The organism is Yersinia aldovae ATCC 35236, from assembly GCF_000173735.1.
Taxonomy (GTDB): Bacteria; Pseudomonadota; Gammaproteobacteria; order Enterobacterales; family Enterobacteriaceae; genus Yersinia; species Yersinia aldovae.
Window position 1 is genome coordinate 35,939 of the sequence record NZ_ACCB01000005.1, and the last position, 19,130, is coordinate 55,068.

Consider the following 19,130-nt stretch of genomic DNA (forward strand, 5'->3'; position numbering starts at 1 on the left):
AACATAAACAGGGCCGCTTTGCGGCCCTTATGCAGAAACTTAAAAGGTATTTAGAATAATGAAAAAACTGCTTGTTGCTTGCTGTCTGTTATCCGGCTTGATTTCTGCATCAGCACTGGCTGATGCCAGTAAAGACCTGCAAAGTCGTCTGAGCAAAGTGAATAGCTTCCATGCCAGCTTCTCACAAAATGTTACCAGTGCTGACGGTGCAGCAGTGCAGGAAGGCGAGGGTGAACTTTGGGTGAAACGGCCAAACTTGTTTAACTGGCACATGACTTCACCGGATGAGAGTGTGTTAATTTCTGATGGCGAAACCTTGTGGTTCTATAACCCGTTTGTGGAACAGGCAACGGCTACCTGGTTGAAAAATGCCACCGGTAATACGCCTTTTATGCTTATCACCCGTAATAATCCAGATGACTGGAAACAGTATAATGTTAAGCAGAAAGGCGATGACTTTGAGCTGACACCTAAAACTGCTACCGGTAATCTGAAACAATTCGCGATCACTGTGACGCCAAGTGGCACTATCAAAAGCTTCACTGCGGTTGAACAAGATGGTCAGCGCAGTGCTTACACCCTGAAGGGGCAGCAGAATAGTTCAGCAGATGCCAGCAAGTTTAAATTTACCCCACCAAAAGGCGTGACGCTGGACGACCAGCGGCAGTGAGGTTTGCGTGAGTAATATGTCCCTCGACTTTTCCCAAAATGAGTTTCAGCCTCTGGCCGCGCGTATGCGGCCTTTGACGTTGGATCAATACATTGGCCAGCAGCACTTGTTGGCACCGGGTAAACCGCTACCGCGGGCAATCATCGCCGGGCAATTACACTCCATGATCCTCTGGGGGCCTCCGGGAACTGGCAAAACTACGTTGGCAGAAATTATTGGTCGTTATGGTCAAGCTGATGTTGAGCGTATTTCTGCGGTGACCTCCGGTATTAAAGAAATTCGCGAGGCTATTGAGCGCGCACGGCAAAATCGCGATGCCGGTCGGCGCACTATTTTGTTTGTTGACGAAGTCCATCGCTTCAATAAGAGTCAGCAAGATGCATTCTTACCGCATATTGAGGATGGTACGATAACCTTTATTGGTGCTACTACCGAGAACCCCTCTTTCGAATTGAACTCAGCTCTGCTCTCCCGAGCCCGCGTCTATTTGCTCAAAGCGCTAACGGCTGAAGATATTGAGAAGGTGATTGATCAGGCAATGTCTGATAGCAGCCGTGGGTATGGCGGTCAGAATATTAAATTGCCTGATGAAACCCGCCGCATGATGTCAGAGCTGGTGGGGGGCGATGCGCGCAGGGCATTGAATAGCCTTGAGATGATGGCTGATATGGCAGAAATAGATGCCAAAGGGGTGCGTATTTTAACCCCTGACTTGCTAAAAGAAGTGTCAGGTGAGCGTAGCGCGCGCTTTGATAATAAAGGTGATCGCTACTACGACCTCATCTCGGCGGTGCATAAATCAATTCGTGGCTCGGCACCCGATGCCGCTCTGTATTGGTACGCGCGCATTATCACCGCAGGCGGTGATCCACTCTATGTTGCCCGGCGTTTATTAGCCATTGCGTCGGAGGACGTTGGTAATGCCGATCCTCGTGCGATGCAAGTGGCGATATCAGCGTGGGACTGTTTTACCCGTGTTGGCCCGGCAGAAGGTGAACGAGCGATTGCTCAGGCGATTGTTTATCTGGCTTGTGCGCCGAAAAGTAATGCGGTTTACTCGGCGTTTAAAGCAGCAATGCAAGATGCGCGTGATAAACCAGACTTTGATGTCCCCGAACATCTGCGCAATGCGCCAACCAAGTTGATGAAAGAGATGGGGCTGGGAGCTGAGTACCGCTATGCCCATGATGAACAACATGCCTATGCCGCTGGTGAGAATTACTTCCCGCCTGAAATGGCCTCAACCCGCTACTATTTACCGTCGCCCAGAGGTCTGGAAGGTAAAATTGGTGAAAAGCTGGCATGGTTGGCTGAGCAGGATCAAAATAGCCCGATAAAACGCTACCGCTAGTCTTGCTGTTGCGGTAAGGTTAGCGCTATATACTGATTGCTAAGTGGCTGATTATACCGCTTGCATCGCTGAATTCTTTTTAATAACCCTTTATACCCCAAGTCATTGGAGCTGCCAGCAACGCTGCAATTTCAAATAACAGGGTATGACCATAACTACAAGCACAGGACTAGCATGCTCGATCCCAATATGCTGCGCAATGAGCTAGACGCAGTCGCCGAAAGACTGGCTCGCAGAGGTTTTAAACTTGATGTTGAGATGTTGCGCCAACAAGAAGAGCGCCGCAAAGTTTTACAGGTTGAAACAGAAAGTCTGCAAGCAGAACGTAACGCCCGATCGAAAATGATTGGTGCGGCCAAGGCGCGTGGCGAAGATATCGAACCATTACGCCTGGAAGTGAACGTGTTGGGTGAAAAGCTGGATGCAGCCAAGGCCGAGCTGGACAAGTTACAAAACGAAATCCGCGATCTGGCATTGTCGATCCCTAACTTGCCAGATGATTCTGTTCCCGTGGGTAGAGATGAAAACGATAATCTTGAAGTTAGTCGCTGGGGTGAGCCGCGTAAGTATGACTTTGAGGTGAGAGATCACGTCTCCTTGGGTGAAATGGCCGGAGGGCTTGATTTTGCAGCCGGAGTAAAACTCACTGGCGCGCGTTTTGTGGTGATGAAAGGGCAAATTGCGCGTATGCACCGCGCCTTGGCCCAGTTCATGCTGGACCTACACACTGAAAAACACGGTTATCTGGAAACCTATGTTCCTTATTTAGTTAACCATGCAACCCTTTATGGTACAGGTCAATTACCTAAGTTTGGTGACGATCTTTTCCATACCAAACCACTAGAAGAAGAATCTGACAGCAGCAACTATGCGTTGATACCAACGGCAGAAGTGCCGGTGACCAATCTGGTGCGCGACGAGATCCTGGAAGAAGATTCCCTGCCATTGAAAATGACGGCCCATACCCCATGCTTTCGTTCTGAAGCGGGTTCCTATGGCCGTGATACCCGTGGCTTGATCCGTATGCATCAATTCGACAAAGTTGAGATGGTGCAGATAACCCGCCCTGAAGATTCGATGGCGGCACTGGAAGAGTTAACTGGTCATGCAGAGAAAGTGCTGCAACTGCTGGATTTGCCATACCGTAAAATGCTGTTGTGTACTGGTGATATGGGCTTTGGTTCCAGCAAAACTTACGACTTGGAAGTGTGGCTGCCAGCGCAGAATACTTACCGTGAAATCTCTTCGTGTTCCAACATGTGGGATTTCCAGGCGCGTCGTATGCAAGCTCGCTGCCGCAACAAAACGGACAGAAAACCCGTTTGGTTCATACCCTGAATGGTTCTGGTCTGGCTGTTGGGCGTACTTTGGTAGCCGTGCTGGAAAACTACCAGCAGGCTGATGGCCGTATCCAGGTACCAGAAGTTTTGCGCCCTTATATGGGTGGTTTGGAATTTATTGGTTAGTTACAGCGAGTCAATATGTCTCGCTTGATTATCAAGTGGTTATAAAGTGCCTACGGGCGTTTGAGGTTAATGACAAAGTGCCCGTGGCGATGAAAACAGGCAGATCGTAAAGACGCCGTAAATACATCCTTGTAGGCTCGAACCGCGCCATCCCTGGCGCGGACGCTTTACTCCTCTACCTGTCCTCACCTTGCAAGATCGAGTCGTTGGGTTTTGTCAGCAGTCTGAAGCGCCTACGGGCGCTTTTTCTTTTTTGGTTTACCGCGAAAACACAAAATTTAGCGCGCAGAGATTTACCAAACAACATATTGTGCTATCGACTCTCGTGATGTAATTGACTTTTTTATCACCAGTGGCATGATGCGCTCACTTTTCTTGTCCCGACGGCTTCAATCTTATTATGTCCGCATATTCTCGCCCGGTGCTGCTTTTGCTCTGTGGGCTTTTGCTGTTTACGATTTCTATCGCGGTTTTAAATACCTTAGTTCCCTTATGGTTATCTCATCAACAATTGCCGACCTGGCAAGTGGGGATGGTGAGTTCATCGTATTTTAGCGGGAATCTGGCCGGGACGCTGATTGCCGGGCGATTTATCCAGCAGCTTGGTTTTAATCGCAGTTATCATTATTCCTGTATTTTATTCGCGTTGGCGACGTGCGGGTTGATGCTGTCGGTTGATTTCTGGAGCTGGTTGGGCTGGCGCTTTTTTGCCGGTGTGGCTTGCGCGTTAATTTGGGTGATTGTCGAAAGCGCGCTACTGCGCAGTGGCACGGTAACTAATCGTGGTCAACTTTTGGCAGCTTATATGATGGTTTACTATTTGGGCACTGTCACCGGGCAGTTGCTATTAGGCATGGTATCAACGCAACTGCTGAATGTTATCCCGTGGGTTAGCATGTTGGTGATTACTGCCATGCTGCCACTGTTGTTTGCGCATTTCTCCCATGAAGGGAGCAGTGACGTACCCCATATTGCCGTTTGGTCGATGCTCAAGCGCCGTAGTGCGCGTTTGGGTGTTAATGGCTGTATTATCTCCGGTGTATTATTAGGTTCGCTCTATGGTCTGCTGCCGTTGTATTTATCCCATCAAGGAATGAGTGATGCCAGTGTCGGGTGGTGGATGGCGTTACTGGTCAGTTCAGGGATTATTGGTCAATGGCCGATCGGCAAAATGGCTGATCGCTATGGTCGTTTGTTGGTGTTGCGGATTCAGGTGTTCGTGGTAATTCTCGGTAGTATCGCCATTCTGGGTAACTATGCGTTGGCACCGGCATTATTTATTTTGGGGTGCGCCGGTTTTACTCTTTATCCGGTCGCGATGGCATGGGCATGTGAAAAAGCCAGTGCCGATGAGCTGGTGGCAATGAATCAGGCTTTGTTGATGAGTTATACCATCGGCAGCTTGACTGGCCCGACCATGACATCGCTGCTGATGCAGCGTTATTCTGATAATCTTTTGTTTATCATGATAGCGGGTGTGGCGTTAGTCTATTTGATGATGCTGTTGCGCAAAGGCGACAAACAGCAAACGCCCTTTGCGGCGGTATAAGAGCCAAAAAAATACCGCCAGTGGGTAACCCAGTATGGCGGTATTTATCGGATTCACTGACGATTATCAATACATGACTTTGTGACCATAACTTTCAAGAATACCTTTCACTCGGTCCATAATTTCCGCAGTGGGTGGCTTAACGCCATCCAGTTTGTATTCTTCACCCATCGCTACCCATTTGTGCTTACCCAACTCATGGTAAGGCAACAATTCGATTTTCTCGATATTGGTCATGTTCTGAGTAAATTCCCCCAGCATATGGGCGGATTTATTATCATCTGACCAGCCTGGCACCACCACATAACGGATCCAGGTTTTCTGGTTGCGTTTTGCCAGATAGCGGGCAAACTCCAAAGTACGATGGTTGGAGACGCCCACCAGATTCTGATGCACGCTGTCATCCATCTGTTTTAAATCCAGCATCACTAAATCGGTGGCATCCAGTAATTCATCAATGACCGGATCATAACGGCGCACAAAACCATTGGTATCGAGGCAAGTGTGGATGCCTTCTTCGTGGCAGGCGCGGAACCAATCACGGACAAACTCAGCCTGTAAGATGGCTTCGCCACCGGAGGCAGTAACACCGCCACCAGAAGCATTCATAAAATGGCGATAAGTGACGGCTTCTTTGACCAATTCTTCAACGGTAACTTCCTTACCGCCGTGGGTGTCCCAAGTATCACGGTTGTGGCAATACAGGCAGCGCATTAAGCACCCCTGGAAGAATACGATAAACCGAATACCAGGGCCGTCAACGGTGCCACAGGATTCGAATGAGTGAATGCGGCCAAGTACGGACATTGCAGGTTACTCCAATACTGGATAAATAAAGGCCCCACGAAGGTGAGGCCTTTTAGTTTAATCTATTTTAGTTATACCTGTAAGGCATAGAACTTATATTGACTGAGTGAATGTGCGAGTAATGACATCCTGCTGCTGTTCTTTGGTCAGCGCGTTGAAACGCACGGCATAACCAGAGACACGAATAGTCAATTGCGGATATTTTTCCGGATTTTCCATCGCATCTAACAGCATTTCGCGGTTCATTACGTTCACGTTCAGATGTTGACCACCTTCGATGGACGCCTCGTGATGGAAGTAACCATCCATCAGACCTGCCAGGTTAGCTTTACGCACTTCGTCATCTTTACCCAGTGCGTTTGGCACGATAGAGAAGGTGTAAGAGATACCATCTTTCGCATAAGCAAACGGCAGTTTAGCAACAGACGTCAGAGAGGCAACCGCACCTTTCTGGTCACGACCGTGCATTGGGTTAGCACCTGGACCGAATGGCGCACCAGCACGGCGACCATCTGGGGTGTTACCGGTTTTCTTACCATAAACCACGTTAGAGGTGATGGTCAGTACGGATTGAGTTGCAACCGCACCACGGTAAGTACGCAGCTTCTGAATTTTCTTCATAAAGCGCTCAACCAGGTCACAGGCGATGTCATCAACGCGTGAATCGTTGTTACCAAATTGCGGATATTCACCTTCGATATTGAAGTCAACCGCCAGGCCATCTTCGTCGCGAATAGTGCTCACTTTGGCATATTTGATAGCAGACAGGGAGTCAGCAGCAACAGACAGACCTGCAATACCACACGCCATAGTCCGGTAAACATCACGGTCATGCAGGGCCATCAGTGCAGCTTCATAGCTGTATTTGTCGTGCATGTAGTGGATGATGTTCAGTGCTGTAACGTATTGTTTAGCCAGCCAATCCATAAAGTGATCCATGCGTTCCATGACTTTGTCATAGTCCAGCACGTCATCCATCATTGGCGCTTCTTTCGGGCCAACCTGGATCTTCATTTTTTCGTCAACGCCGCCGTTGATTGCATACAACATGGTTTTTGCCAGGTTGGCACGGGCACCGAAGAACTGCATTTGTTTACCGACAATCATCGGGCTAACACAACATGCGATGGCGTAGTCATCGTTGTTGAAGTCAGGACGCATCAGGTCATCATTTTCATACTGTACAGATGAAGTATCGATAGAGACTTTAGCGGCATATTTTTTAAAGTTCAGTGGCAGCTTTTCAGACCACAGGATGGTCATGTTCGGCTCTGGAGACGGCCCCATAGTGTACAGGGTGTTCAGGAAGCGGAAGCTGGTTTTGGTCACCAGAGTACGGCCATCAACGCCCATACCGGCCAGTGACTCAGTCGCCCAGATTGGGTCGCCAGAGAACAACTCATCATACTCAGGGGTACGCAGGAAGCGAACCATACGCAGTTTCATGACTAAATGGTCGATCAACTCTTGCGCCTGTTCTTCTGTCAGTTTACCGGCTTTCATGTCGCGTTCGATGTACACGTCAAGGAAGCTAGAAACACGACCAAAGGACATTGCTGCACCGTTTTGGGATTTCACCGCAGCCAGGTAGCCGAAGTAAGTCCACTGTACTGCTTCTTGTGCGTTAGTTGCCGGGCCTGAGATATCGCAACCGTATTTAGCGGCCATTTCTTTAATCTGACCCAGAGCACGATGCTGTTCAGCAATTTCTTCGCGCAACTGGATAGTCATTTCCAGGTCTTTACCGTTTTCCAGATCATTTTGCAAAGAGTTGAACTGAGCCAATTTATCTTTCATCAGGTAGTCGATACCGTAAACGGCTACACGACGATAGTCACCGATGATACGGCCACGGCCATAGGCATCTGGCAAACCGGTCAGTACACCAGATTTACGGCAGTTCAGGATGTCTTTGGTATAGACGTCAAACACACCTTGGTTATGTGTTTTACGGTAATCGGTGAAGACTTTTTTCAGTTGCGGGTCAAGTTCACGACCGTAAACTTTGCAAGAACCTTCTACCATTTTGATGCCGCCGAAGGGGATCAGCGCACGTTTCAATGGGGCTTCAGTCTGCAAACCGACGATGGTTTCCAGAGATTGATTAATATAGCCAGCATCATGAGAGGTGATAGTTGCTACTACGTCGGTATCGAAATCAACTGGCGCATGGGTGCGGTTTTCCAGTTTGATGCCTTCCATAACCTTTGCCCACAGCTTGTTGGTCGCTTCGGTAGGGCCGGCAAGGAAGGACTCATCGCCTTCATAAGGGGTGTAGTTTTTCTGAATAAAGTCACGAACATTGACTTCGTTCTGCCAGTCACCTTTGGTAAAGCCTTCCCATGCTGTAGCCAATTTTTCATTAAGTTCGGTCATAATGCATCTACCTTTTAATGTGAATATCTTCGAAAACCAGACGTAGCGGCCACGTATTAATGTTGCTGGTCACCGCGCAGATAAATTACCCAATAAGTCAACCCTACCAATAACCCACCACCGATGATGTTGCCGATAGTGACCGGGATCAGATTATCAATAATAAAGTTACTTACGGTTAAGTGAGCAAACTGCTCAGGTGCTGCTCCTATGGATTGCCAAAACTCGGGTGTCGCGAAGTTTTTAATAACAATACCCATCGGAATCATAAACATATTTGCAATGCTGTGTTCAAAGCCGCTGGCGACAAACATCCCTACCGGTAAAATCATCGCGAACATTTTGTCCATTATGGTACGGCCGGAGTAACTCATCCATACCGCCAGGCAGACCATCAGGTTCGCCAAAATACCTAAACAGACCGCTTCAACAAAAGTATGGTGCAATTTATGGTCTGCGGTTTGCAGAACATTCAAACCCCATTGACCATTTGCGACCGTATATTGGCCGGCAAACCAGATAAGTGCGACGAAGAACAGCGCTCCACACAAGTTGCCAATATAGACATTAGCCCAGTTGCATCCCAGTTGACGCCAGGTAATACGGCCACTGGCTTTCGCGACAGTAGTGAGCACCGTTGAAGTGAACAAGTCACCACCACATACCACCACTAACATTAGCCCCAGGGAGAAACAAATACCACCGACCAACTTGGCAAAACCGAAAGGTACGCCAGCAGTACCGGTAGTCGCTGTAATATAAAAAACAAACGCAATTGAAATAAACACACCAGCAGTAATCGCTAAATAAAAGGTTTTTAGCGGATGCTTGGTGGCTTTATAGACACCGGCATCTTCGGCTACTTTAGCCATTGCCGCAGGTAATAATGCATCGAAGGGGTTGTCAGCTTTCACACTAACTCTCTCTTAAGGGTTAATAAAGCACAGCGAGATACTAGCAAAGCAGTATAGCGTGAAAATTGATGTGGATCATATTGCGAGAGTTTAGTTCGAGTTAAAACACTACAGAATGTGTGCTTAATAAGGTTATCTTTTTGATTTTCATCATGAAAAAATATTTTAAGATTTACAAATTTTTTTGATTGGTCTGTTCGAAAGCCGTTGAGTACGTTAATTAAAAGCAGCATTTGTAGCTATTTTTATTTGCGGCCGTCATTAAAAATTAACTATTTATTTACCTCTATGTCTGTTTAATCTGCGGGGCAAATAATGTTTGTTTAAAGGTGCTGTTTTTTGCCTCAAGCGGCGTCAGGAAATAACGTTTTTTTATGATAAAAACAATGGTTGGCTTGAGTCGATGGTATTTATTTTTATCAGGAATAACTGCAAAAATTAATAGACGAAAAATATTGCGATAAAAAAGCGGCTAAATGCCGCTTGAGGTTAATGACAAAGTGCTGATAGTCCAGTGAGTGAAGGGTTTACCGCACCTAGGGGCGCTCCGGCGACTTACGTCGCTACGACCCCAACGGCACGATTCCCCTTCAATTGACTTTGTCAGCTCCGACAGATAATTAACTGAAATCTATAGGGCCGAGGAGTTACTCGCTTTTTGCCCAATAACGGCGTTTCGCCGCCTGCAATTTAGCGTAAGCACCCAGCAGCGCTTGGTGTGCTGGCAGGGCTTTGAGATCTTCATCCACACTGAACAGGCCATTGAAGCGCGCTTCGCCAGCAATGGCTGCCGATGCAGTATCTACTGCCTCCTGACCATACATCTTCACAAAGGCTGTGTAATATTGCGTCGGGTCACGATCTGGCTCTTGCGTCAATAGCAACAAGGTTTGCAGGCAACGGTAGTAGTTCGCCTGTTTTGCAGTGAAGACCGATGAGTTGAAATCTTGCGTCCATTCAACCCAAATCAAGGCTTGCTCGAGATCGCCGCCCGCCAGTGCCAGCATCGATTTCAGCTCGCCAACCCGCAATGTGTACCAGCCATTATCTTTACCGGAAGCAATTCCCAGCAGCTCACGAACACGCGCGAAATCATCTAACCCTTCATCATCCAAGGTCTGAATGAGTTCCAGATAGTGCTCTGGTTTAAAGCCACTGTCTGGCAGGGCCAGCAAGGTATCACGCAGATGCGCGCCCATGGTGTTGTTTGCCATTAATAAGTCTTCGGCAGGGTAGATATCTGACATCCCCGGCACCAGAATTCGGCAGGCATAGACACTTAAATGCTCATAATCGGCGATATACACTTCGGCATCTTCTTGCGTGAAGATAGCCATTAAGGTGGCGAACTCTTCTTCCGTGGTGCCTTTAAAGCTCCAATCCACGAAGGGATAGTCGGCATCATCTTTAAACATATCCCAACTGATCAGGCCGCTTGAATCGATAAAGTGAGTTTCCAGATTGGTGTGTTCTGCCACTTCTTCGTCATCAAAGGTCGGTGCGGTAAACACATCCAAATCTTTGAGGCTGCGCCCTTGCAGTAGCTCAGTCACGGTACGCTCAAGGGCAACACCGAAGTCAGGGTGCGCACCGAATGAAGCGAAACACGTTCCATTTGACGGGTTAAACAGCACCACACAAATCACCGGATATTGGCCACCTAAAGAGGCATCGTAAGAGAGGATCGGGAAACCTTCCTCTTCCAGTTTGGCAATGGCTTCGACCACACCCGGATAGCGGTTTAACACCGCGGACGGGATCTCCGGCAAGCTGATAGATTCCGCGATAATGCGGTTTTTTACATTACGTTCAAACACTTCAGACAACGCTTGCACGCGGGCTTCATTGGCGGTATTCCCCGCAGACATGCCGTTTGAAACATACAGATTGCCGATAATATTCATTGGAATATAGACGGTTTCTAAATCTGACTGTCGGGTGAATGGCAGCGAGCAAATACCGCGCTCAGCATTCCCTGATTGTAAATCCACCAGATCACTGGCAACCAGCTCGTTCTCCGGATCGTAAAATGCCAGCAAACGCTCATCCAGAATGCCTTCCGGTAGCAGATTATCTTCTGGAAGCGGGAACCATTTCTCGTTCGGATAGTGTACGAAATCGCCCTCGGCAATCGCTTTGCCCAAGTAGAAATCCGCAAAGAAATAGTTAGTTGATAAGCGCTCGAAATATTCACCCAGTGCTGAGGCCAGTGCCGCTTTCCTACTGGCACCTTTACCGTTGGTAAAGCACAGCGGGCAATCACGATCGCGGATATGTACCGACCAAACGTGAGGAACCGGGTTCAGCCAGGAGGCTTCTTCAATATTAAAACCGAGGTCACTCAGTTTTTGCTGAAAGCGGGAGATGGAATCTTCCAGCGCGGCGTCTTTGCCGGGAATAAAGGTTTGCGTCATTTTCTTCACTTTTTGGCGGTACTAAAAACGCGCAATCATACGGGGTTTTGGTTAATAGCTCCATGTATTCCGAAAGCATAGCAAATGTCACAGTTTTAGTATGGATATTCCGGATAATTCACTAGCTTATAAATAATGGAGTAATAATATGAAATCTATAAAGCTAACTGTTTTAGCCGGAATCTTAGCAGGGATCAGCGGTTCGGCCTTTGCGTTACCCAATATCACTTTATTGGCGACCGGGGGAACGATTGCGGGTGGCGGCGATTCAGCTACCAAGTCCAATTACACGGCGGGTAAGCTGGGAGTGGAAGCCTTGGTAAATGCGGTACCAGAAATGAAAAGTATCGCCAACATTCGGGGCGAACAAGTAGTAAACATTGGTTCTCAGGATATGAATGATGAGGTCTGGCTGAAATTAGCGAAAAAAATTAATGCTGATTGTGCCAAAACAGACGGATTCGTGATCACGCATGGGACTGATACGTTGGAAGAAACCGCTTATTTCCTCGATTTAACTGTTAACTGCGATAAACCTGTAGTAATAGTTGGGGCGATGCGCCCGGCAACGGCGTTAGGTGCCGATGGTCCGCTGAATCTCTATAATGCAGTGGTGGTTGCCAGTGACGCTGATTCTGCCAAACGTGGTGTACTGGTGGCGATGAATGACACTGTGTTAACCGGCCGTGACGTGATGAAGACTAACACCACCTCAGTGCAAACATTCCAGTCACCTAACACTGGGCCGCTGGGTTATATCTATGATGGCAAAGTGAATTATTTACACCAACCGGCACCAAGACAGCCCGCCTTTGATATCAGCAAGCTGAATGAGTTACCCAAAGTCGGTATCATTTATAACTATGCCAACGCCTCTGACTTACCGGCTAAGGCATTGATTGAGGATGGCTATAAAGGGATTGTCAGCGCTGGCGTGGGTAACGGTAACCTGTATAAAACAGTATTCGATACACTGGCAACGGCGGCACACAATGGCGTTGCAGTCGTGCGTTCATCCCGCGTACCGACCGGTTCTACCACCGAAGATGCTGAAGTTGATGATACCAAATATGGCTTTGTTGCGTCAGGCTCACTGAATCCACAAAAAGCCCGGGTACTGCTGCAATTGGCATTAACCCAAACGCAAAAACCACAAGAAATTCAAAAATTGTTCCACGCGTATTGATAGAGCCAATCTTTGACGGAGGCTTCGGTCTCCGTATCTAGTTATTACCGGTAATCTGAAATAAACCCGTCTTATCGGGAAGTAAACGGGGCTATAACAGTGTATTTTTCTTTGGTAAATAACAAGTTAAACTCGGATTGCCAGTGTAACCTGATTGTGGCAGTTAGACTGCTGTGCCACGAAAACCTGCCCGCGCGGTGGTCACCACCACGGGGTTGAGGCATTGCAACCCTAACGGATAAAATGAGTTATCTATCGTGTCGCAGGGTGATGATTTCGATACTTTTAGTGATTAATTTCAAATTAATGCCAGGATGACGCACAGGCTGCTACCGCGCTGGTGGCGAGTTTCCCCGTTATGGGCGAATAACCATTGCAGCAGGCGGGTTCGAATGATAAAACCGAGTAAGGATAACGATGGCAATCTCAGTTGAGCGTGGTGAGGGGAAATGACACAGGTTTATAATTTTAGCGCAGGTCCGGCAATGTTACCGGTTGAAGTATTACGTCGTGCGGAACAGGAATTACGTAACTGGCGTGGTCTGGGTACATCGGTGATGGAAATCAGCCATCGCAGTAAAGAGTTTATGCAGGTTGCTGAAGAAGCTGAAAAAGATCTACGCGAACTAATGAAGATCCCAGCCAATTATAAAGTGTTATTTTGCCACGGTGGCGCGCGCGCGCAGTTTGCCGCAGTGCCACTGAATCTACTCGGTGACCGCAACTGTGCGGATTATATTGATGGCGGCTATTGGGCGCACAGTGCGGTCAAAGAAGCTCAGAAATACTGCACGCCGCATGTGATTGATGTGACGACCAATGATAACGGTCTCAAAGGCATTGCGCCGATGAAGCAATGGAAACTGAGTGATAATGCCGCTTATGTGCATTACTGCCCAAATGAAACCATTGACGGGCTGGCTATCAACGAAGAGCCGAGCTTGGGTGACAAAATTGTGGTGGCTGACTACTCCTCATCTATTCTCTCTCGCCCGATTAATGTTAACCGCTATGGTGTCATTTATGCAGGTGCCCAGAAGAATATCGGCCCGGCCGGTCTGACAGTGGTTATCGTGCGCGAAGATTTGCTGGGTAAAGCGCGCACTGAGCTGCCATCCATCCTTGATTATAAGGTTCTGGCAGAAAACGACTCGATGTTCAACACGCCGCCGACTTTCGCCTGGTATCTGTCCGGTTTGGTATTTAAGTGGCTGAAAGAACAGGGTGGTTTAGGCGAAATGGAGAAGCGTAATCAGGCGAAAGCTGAATTACTGTATGGCGCTATCGACAAGACCGGTTTCTATCGCAATCAGGTGGCTGGCGCTAACCGCTCTTGGATGAATGTGCCGTTCCAAATGCGTGATCCTTCATTGGATAAACTGTTCTTGAGTGAAGCCGAAGCCCAGGGGCTACAAGCCTTAAAAGGCCACCGTGTTGCCGGGGGTATGCGTGCCTCTATCTATAACGCCATGCCAATTGAAGGTGTAAGAGCATTAACCGAATTTATGGCTGACTTCGAACGCCGACATGGTTGATTGCTCTGGGCGGATGTTTGCCTACTCAGACTGAGTTATCACCCTTATTTAAAATATATTTATTTGTCATATACCGTAAATAATTCGAGTTGCAGGAAGGCGGCAACTGAGCGAGTCCTCAGGAGCTTACACAAGTAAGTGACTGGGGTGAACGAAGACAGCCAACACACATGCAACTTGAAGTATGACGGGTATAACAACAGCCCCGTCCTGTGCGGGGCTGTTGCTCATAAAAGACTGGAGAGTACTTTTCCCATGCTGGAATCCCTGACTTTACACCCCATCGCACTGATTAATGGCACCGTTAATTTACCCGGCTCTAAAAGTGTTTCTAACCGTGCACTTCTTCTGGCAGCACTGGCTGAAGGGACGACCCAGCTGAATAACTTGTTAGACAGTGATGACATCCGCCATATGCTCAATGCTCTACAGGCATTGGGGGTGAAATATCGCCTGTCTGCTGATCGTACCCGCTGTGACGTCGATGGGTTAGGCGGCAAGTTGATTGCAGAGCAGCCATTAGAGCTGTTCTTGGGTAATGCGGGAACGGCCATGCGCCCGTTGGCTGCGGCGCTGTGTCTGGGAAACAATGACATTGTGTTAACCGGCGAGCCACGCATGAAAGAGCGGCCAATTGGTCATTTGGTTGATGCATTGCGCCAGGGCGGAGCACAGATTGATTATCTGGAGCAAGAGAACTACCCGCCGCTACGCTTACGGGGTGGTTTCCGTGGCGGTAAACTCACCGTAGACGGCAGTGTGTCCAGTCAATTCCTCACGGCATTATTGATGACCGCTCCCTTAGCTGAACAAGATACTGAAATTCAGATCCAAGGGGAGTTGGTGTCTAAGCCTTATATCGACATTACGTTGCATCTGATGAAAGCTTTCGGCGTGGATGTTGTACATGAAAACTATCAGGTTTTCCATATTAAAGGCGGGCAGATTTATCGCTCACCGGGCACCTATCTGGTTGAAGGTGATGCCTCTTCTGCCTCTTATTTCCTCGCCGCCGCTGCTATCAAAGGTGGCACCGTGCGCGTGACCGGTATCGGTAAAAAAAGCGTGCAGGGCGATACCAAATTTGCTGATGTGCTGGAGAAAATGGGCGCTAAAATCAGTTGGGGTGATGATTATATCGAGTGCAGCCGTGGTGAATTACAGGGTATCGATATGGATATGAACCACATCCCTGATGCCGCGATGACCATTGCCACCACCGCACTGTTTGCCAATGGCCCGACTGTTATTCGTAATATCTATAACTGGCGAGTGAAGGAAACCGACCGTTTATCCGCGATGGCAACGGAGCTAAGAAAAGTCGGTGCGGAAGTGGAAGAAGGTAATGATTACATCCGCGTGGTGCCGCCTGCTCAATTAATTGCCGCCGAAATTGGTACTTATAATGACCACCGGATGGCGATGTGCTTCTCGCTGGTGGCACTTTCAGATACCCCGGTGACGATTCTTGACCCTAAATGTACGGCTAAGACTTTTCCTGATTATTTCGAACAGTTGGCGCGCTTGAGTCACAACGCCTGATATCGGCTTCAACCGGGTGCCAGTAGGTACCCGGCTTATACTTTTAGCGACAGTTTTAATTATCGCCTTTCACGAATTTATACAGAATAAATATATTTCCTGTCTATCTTTCCCATCTCTTCTACACTCCAGCCACGGCTTATGGTTTTATTTTCAGCAACTGAACCAGCGCAGGGTAACAGTTCGTATCGATGCAGCGTATAATACTGCACCTGTGTTTGCCCTGCTGGGTAGACAAGAGGTTTTGCCTACCGAAAGGAGAGAGAAATGACGGCGATAGCCCCGGTGATAACCGTTGATGGACCAAGTGGTGCAGGTAAAGGGACGCTTTGCAAAGCACTGGCTGAATCGCTGGACTGGCGCTTGCTGGATTCGGGTGCGATTTACCGGGTTTTGGCTCTGGCGGCACTGCATCATCAGGTTGATATCAGCTCCGAAGAGGCATTGGCTCCACTTGCCGCACATCTCGATGTTCGTTTTGTTTCACAGAATGGGCAGTTAAAAGTGATTTTGGAAGGTGAGGACGTCAGTAATGAGATCCGCACCGAAACTGTCGGAAATACGGCGTCTCAGGCGGCGGCCTTTCCGCGGGTTCGTGAAGCATTACTACGCCGTCAGCGCGCGTTTCGTGAAGCGCCGGGCCTGATTGCCGACGGCCGGGATATGGGCACGGTGGTCTTTCCTGATGCGCCGGTAAAAATATTTCTTGATGCAAGTTCGCAAGAACGCGCACATCGACGTATGCTACAGTTGCAGGAAAAGGGGTTTAATGTTAACTTTGAACGTCTTTTGGCCGAGATACAGGAGCGTGACTCACGCGATCGTAATCGGTCTATTGCACCTTTAGTCCCTGCGGCGGATGCGTTGGTACTGGATTCAACCAGTATGTCCATCGAGCAGGTGATCGAACAGGCGCTGGCTTATGCCCAACGAATTTTAGCGTTGCCGTTGAAAAAATAACGACAATGCGGTCAGTTCTGAGCTCTCAACGATTTATTTTTTAAATAAAATTATTTTTGATGAGCACTTTAACCTTGCTGCAAGGATGTGTGGCGAGGCATGTGAAACAACCCCATCCGGCGGGATGCTAGATGGACGTTAAACTTAAGAATCCTGAAGATTATAAACATGACAGAATCTTTTGCTCAACTCTTTGAAGAATCCCTGAAAACAATTGAAACACGTCCGGGCTCTATCGTCCGTGGTGTTGTTGTTTCTATCGATAAAGATATCGTACTGGTTGACGCCGGTCTGAAATCTGAGTCAGCAATTCCAGCAGAACAGTTCAAGAACGCGCAAGGTGAACTGGAAATTCAAGTCGGCGACGAAGTTGACGTTGCACTGGACGCTGTTGAAGACGGCTTCGGTGAAACTCTGCTGTCCCGTGAGAAAGCGAAGCGTCACGAAGCATGGCTGATGCTGGAAAAGGCTTACGAAGAAGCTGCAACCGTTACTGGTGTGATCAACGGCAAAGTGAAGGGCGGCTTTACAGTCGAACTGAACGGCATCCGTGCGTTCCTGCCTGGTTCACTGGTTGATGTGCGTCCAGTTCGCGATACTCTGCATCTGGAAGGCAAAGAGCTTGAGTTCAAAGTCATCAAGCTGGATCAGAAACGCAACAACGTGGTTGTTTCTCGTCGTGCAGTTATCGAATCCGAGAACAGCGCAGAACGTGATCAATTGCTGGAAAACCTGCAAGAAGGCATGGAAGTTAAGGGTATCGTTAAGAACCTGACTGACTACGGTGCATTCGTTGATCTGGGTGGCGTTGATGGCTTGCTGCACATTACTGACATGGCTTGGAAACGTGTTAAACACCCAAGCGAAATCGTCAATGTGGGCGACGAAATCACTGTTAAAGTGCTGAAATTCGACCGCGAACGTACTCGTGTATCCCTTGGCTTGAAACAGCTGGGCGAAGATCCATGGGTTGCTATCGCTAAACGTTACCCAGAAAGCACCAGGCTGACTGGTCGTGTAACTAACCTGACTGATTACGGCTGCTTCGTAGAAATCGAAGAAGGCGTTGAAGGTTTGGTACACGTTTCAGAAATGGATTGGACCAACAAAAACATTCACCCGTCTAAAGTTGTTAACGTTGGCGACGTAGTGGAAGTTATGGTTCTGGACATCGATGAAGAACGTCGTCGTATTTCTCTGGGCCTGAAACAGTGTAAGTCTAACCCTTGGCAGCTGTTTGCAGAAACCCACAACAAAAACGACCGCGTTGAAGGTAAAATCAAGTCTATCACTGACTTCGGTATCTTCATCGGCCTGGACGGCGGTATCGACGGCCTGGTTCACCTGTCTGACATCTCCTGGAACGTTGCAGGCGAAGAAGCAGTTCGTGATTACAAGAAAGGCGACGAAATCGCAGCTGTGGTCCTGCAAGTTGACGCAGAACGTGAGCGCATCTCCTTAGGCGTGAAACAATTAGCAGAAGACCCGTTCAATAACTACCTGTCTGTTAACAAGAAAGGTGCTATTGTTACTGGTAAAGTAACTGCAGTTGACGCTAAAGGTGCTACAGTTGAATTGGCAGGCGGCGTAGAAGGTTATCTGCGTGCTTCCGAAGCAACTCGCGACCGCGTTGAAGATGCGACGCTGGTTCTGAACGTCGGTGATGAAGTTGAAGCCAAATATACTGGCGTTGACCGCAAAAACCGCGTAATCAGCCTGTCTGTTCGTGCTAAAGACGAAGCTGATGAGAAAGATGCTATTGCTACAGTTAACACCAAGCCAGAAGAAGGCAACTTCTCTAGCGCAATGGCAGAAGCGTTCAAAGCTGCAAAAGGCGAGTAATAACGGGGGGCGGTTTTTCCGCCCCTATACGGTAGTTTAGCTGCAAAGCTTGGAGGTAATATGACCAAGTCTGAACTTATTGAAAGACTTGCTGGCCAGCAATCTCACGTACCGGCGAAGGTCGTTGAGGATGCAGTGAAAGAAATGCTTGAACATATGGCTGGAACACTGGCTGAAGGTGAGCGCATTGAGATCCGCGGATTTGGCAGTTTTTCTCTTCACTACCGTGCTCCGCGTGTTGGCCGTAATCCAAAAACTGGCGATAAAGTTGAGTTGGAAGGTAAGTACGTTCCACACTTTAAGCCAGGTAAAGAATTGCGTGACCGCGCTAATATCTACGGTTAAGTTGTTCACAACTTACCGCGTTATTACTTATACCTAATGTCATTAGTGCTGTAGTTAATACTGCGGTAGTGTTGAACATCAAGAGTATAAACGCTGATACGAAACGGTGCCTTTCATGGCACCGTTTTTATTTTGTATAAAACCACACGGTGAAATGAGTTACCTACAGACCA

13 protein-coding genes and 2 pseudogenes are annotated in these 19,130 nt (G+C 48.2%); 10 read left to right on the forward strand and 5 right to left on the reverse strand.

The window, feature by feature from the left end:
* The first annotated feature begins 58 nt into the window (after positions 1-58).
* The 3 genes and pseudogenes from lolA (at position 59) to serS (ending at position 3,487) form a co-directional block, all read left to right on the forward strand.
* Positions 59-670, forward strand: a complete 612-nt coding sequence (gene lolA, locus YALDO0001_RS03640; RefSeq protein ID WP_004699989.1) for an outer membrane lipoprotein periplasmic chaperone LolA — start codon at positions 59-61, stop codon at positions 668-670.
* 7 nt (positions 671-677) lie between these two features.
* A complete protein-coding gene (locus tag YALDO0001_RS03645; RefSeq protein WP_042839363.1) occupies positions 678-2,021 on the forward strand; it encodes a replication-associated recombination protein A in 1,344 nt (447 codons plus the stop codon).
* 174 nt (positions 2,022-2,195) lie between these two features.
* Positions 2,196-3,487 (forward strand): annotated as a pseudogene (serS, locus tag YALDO0001_RS03650) (serine--tRNA ligase).
* A 62-nt stretch (positions 3,488-3,549) separates the two neighbouring features.
* Here the strand turns inward: serS and YALDO0001_RS21740 are convergent.
* Positions 3,550-3,615, reverse strand: a pseudogene (locus YALDO0001_RS21740) (gluconate 5-dehydrogenase); the annotation flags it as partial.
* Positions 3,616-3,887: 272 nt separating this feature from the next.
* Between YALDO0001_RS21740 and YALDO0001_RS03655 the strand changes: the two are divergent.
* On the forward strand, positions 3,888-5,036 hold the full coding sequence (locus tag YALDO0001_RS03655; protein WP_004699996.1) for an MFS transporter: 1,149 nt from the start codon (positions 3,888-3,890) through the stop codon (positions 5,034-5,036).
* 66 nt (positions 5,037-5,102) lie between these two features.
* Here the strand turns inward: YALDO0001_RS03655 and pflA are convergent, their stop codons facing one another.
* The 4 genes from pflA to ycaO all read right to left on the reverse strand — a co-directional run bounded on the left by pflA (position 5,103) and on the right by ycaO (position 11,547).
* Positions 5,103-5,843: a pyruvate formate lyase 1-activating protein gene (pflA, locus tag YALDO0001_RS03660; RefSeq protein WP_004699997.1), complete on the reverse strand. Its 741-nt coding sequence runs from the start codon at positions 5,841-5,843 to the stop codon at positions 5,103-5,105.
* A 93-nt stretch (positions 5,844-5,936) separates the two neighbouring features.
* Entirely contained in the window at positions 5,937-8,219 is a 2,283-nt protein-coding gene (pflB, locus tag YALDO0001_RS03665) for a formate C-acetyltransferase (protein WP_004699999.1), read from the reverse strand.
* 56 nt (positions 8,220-8,275) lie between these two features.
* Positions 8,276-9,133: a formate transporter FocA gene (gene focA, locus YALDO0001_RS03670; RefSeq protein ID WP_004700001.1), complete on the reverse strand. Its 858-nt coding sequence runs from the start codon at positions 9,131-9,133 to the stop codon at positions 8,276-8,278.
* A 647-nt stretch (positions 9,134-9,780) separates the two neighbouring features.
* Entirely contained in the window at positions 9,781-11,547 is a 1,767-nt protein-coding gene (ycaO, locus tag YALDO0001_RS03675; RefSeq protein ID WP_042839364.1) for a 30S ribosomal protein S12 methylthiotransferase accessory factor YcaO, read from the reverse strand.
* A 148-nt stretch (positions 11,548-11,695) separates the two neighbouring features.
* Here ycaO and ansB point away from each other — a divergent pair, with 148 nt between their 5' ends.
* The 6 genes from ansB (at position 11,696) to ihfB (ending at position 18,957) form a co-directional block, all read left to right on the forward strand.
* The gene (ansB, locus tag YALDO0001_RS03680; protein ID WP_004700005.1) at positions 11,696-12,733 is read left to right on the forward strand and encodes an L-asparaginase 2; all 1,038 of its coding nucleotides are present in this window, start codon (positions 11,696-11,698) and stop codon (positions 12,731-12,733) included.
* Between the two features lie 449 nt (positions 12,734-13,182).
* A complete protein-coding gene (serC, locus tag YALDO0001_RS03685) occupies positions 13,183-14,268 on the forward strand; it encodes a 3-phosphoserine/phosphohydroxythreonine transaminase (protein ID WP_004700008.1) in 1,086 nt (361 codons plus the stop codon).
* Between the two features lie 255 nt (positions 14,269-14,523).
* Positions 14,524-15,810, forward strand: coding sequence for a 3-phosphoshikimate 1-carboxyvinyltransferase (gene aroA / locus YALDO0001_RS03690; protein ID WP_004700010.1), 1,287 nt, complete (start codon positions 14,524-14,526; stop codon positions 15,808-15,810).
* 267 nt (positions 15,811-16,077) lie between these two features.
* The gene (gene cmk, locus YALDO0001_RS03695; protein ID WP_004700013.1) at positions 16,078-16,770 is read left to right on the forward strand and encodes a (d)CMP kinase; all 693 of its coding nucleotides are present in this window, start codon (positions 16,078-16,080) and stop codon (positions 16,768-16,770) included.
* 168 nt (positions 16,771-16,938) lie between these two features.
* Positions 16,939-18,612, forward strand: a complete 1,674-nt coding sequence (rpsA, locus tag YALDO0001_RS03700; RefSeq protein WP_004700014.1) for a 30S ribosomal protein S1 — start codon at positions 16,939-16,941, stop codon at positions 18,610-18,612.
* A 60-nt stretch (positions 18,613-18,672) separates the two neighbouring features.
* Positions 18,673-18,957, forward strand: coding sequence for an integration host factor subunit beta (ihfB, locus tag YALDO0001_RS03705; RefSeq protein ID WP_002211322.1), 285 nt, complete (start codon positions 18,673-18,675; stop codon positions 18,955-18,957).
* Positions 18,958-19,130: the final 173 nt, after the last annotated feature.

What these genes read in the sequence shown, in the direction of transcription:
- pflA (WP_004699997.1), bottom strand. Translation starts at nt 5,843, where the DNA reads ATGTCCGTACTTGGCCGCATTCACTCATTCGAATCCTGTGGCACCGTT.
- cmk (WP_004700013.1), top strand. Translation starts at nt 16,078, where the DNA reads ATGACGGCGATAGCCCCGGTGATAACCGTTGATGGACCAAGTGGTGCA.
- lolA (WP_004699989.1), top strand. Translation starts at nt 59, where the DNA reads ATGAAAAAACTGCTTGTTGCTTGCTGTCTGTTATCCGGCTTGATTTCT.
- ihfB (WP_002211322.1), top strand. Translation starts at nt 18,673, where the DNA reads ATGACCAAGTCTGAACTTATTGAAAGACTTGCTGGCCAGCAATCTCAC.
- ycaO (WP_042839364.1), bottom strand. Translation starts at nt 11,547, where the DNA reads ATGACGCAAACCTTTATTCCCGGCAAAGACGCCGCGCTGGAAGATTCC.
- rpsA (WP_004700014.1), top strand. Translation starts at nt 16,939, where the DNA reads ATGACAGAATCTTTTGCTCAACTCTTTGAAGAATCCCTGAAAACAATT.
- pflB (WP_004699999.1), bottom strand. Translation starts at nt 8,219, where the DNA reads ATGACCGAACTTAATGAAAAATTGGCTACAGCATGGGAAGGCTTTACC.
- YALDO0001_RS03655 (WP_004699996.1), top strand. Translation starts at nt 3,888, where the DNA reads ATGTCCGCATATTCTCGCCCGGTGCTGCTTTTGCTCTGTGGGCTTTTG.
- ansB (WP_004700005.1), top strand. Translation starts at nt 11,696, where the DNA reads ATGAAATCTATAAAGCTAACTGTTTTAGCCGGAATCTTAGCAGGGATC.
- serC (WP_004700008.1), top strand. Translation starts at nt 13,183, where the DNA reads ATGACACAGGTTTATAATTTTAGCGCAGGTCCGGCAATGTTACCGGTT.
- aroA (WP_004700010.1), top strand. Translation starts at nt 14,524, where the DNA reads ATGCTGGAATCCCTGACTTTACACCCCATCGCACTGATTAATGGCACC.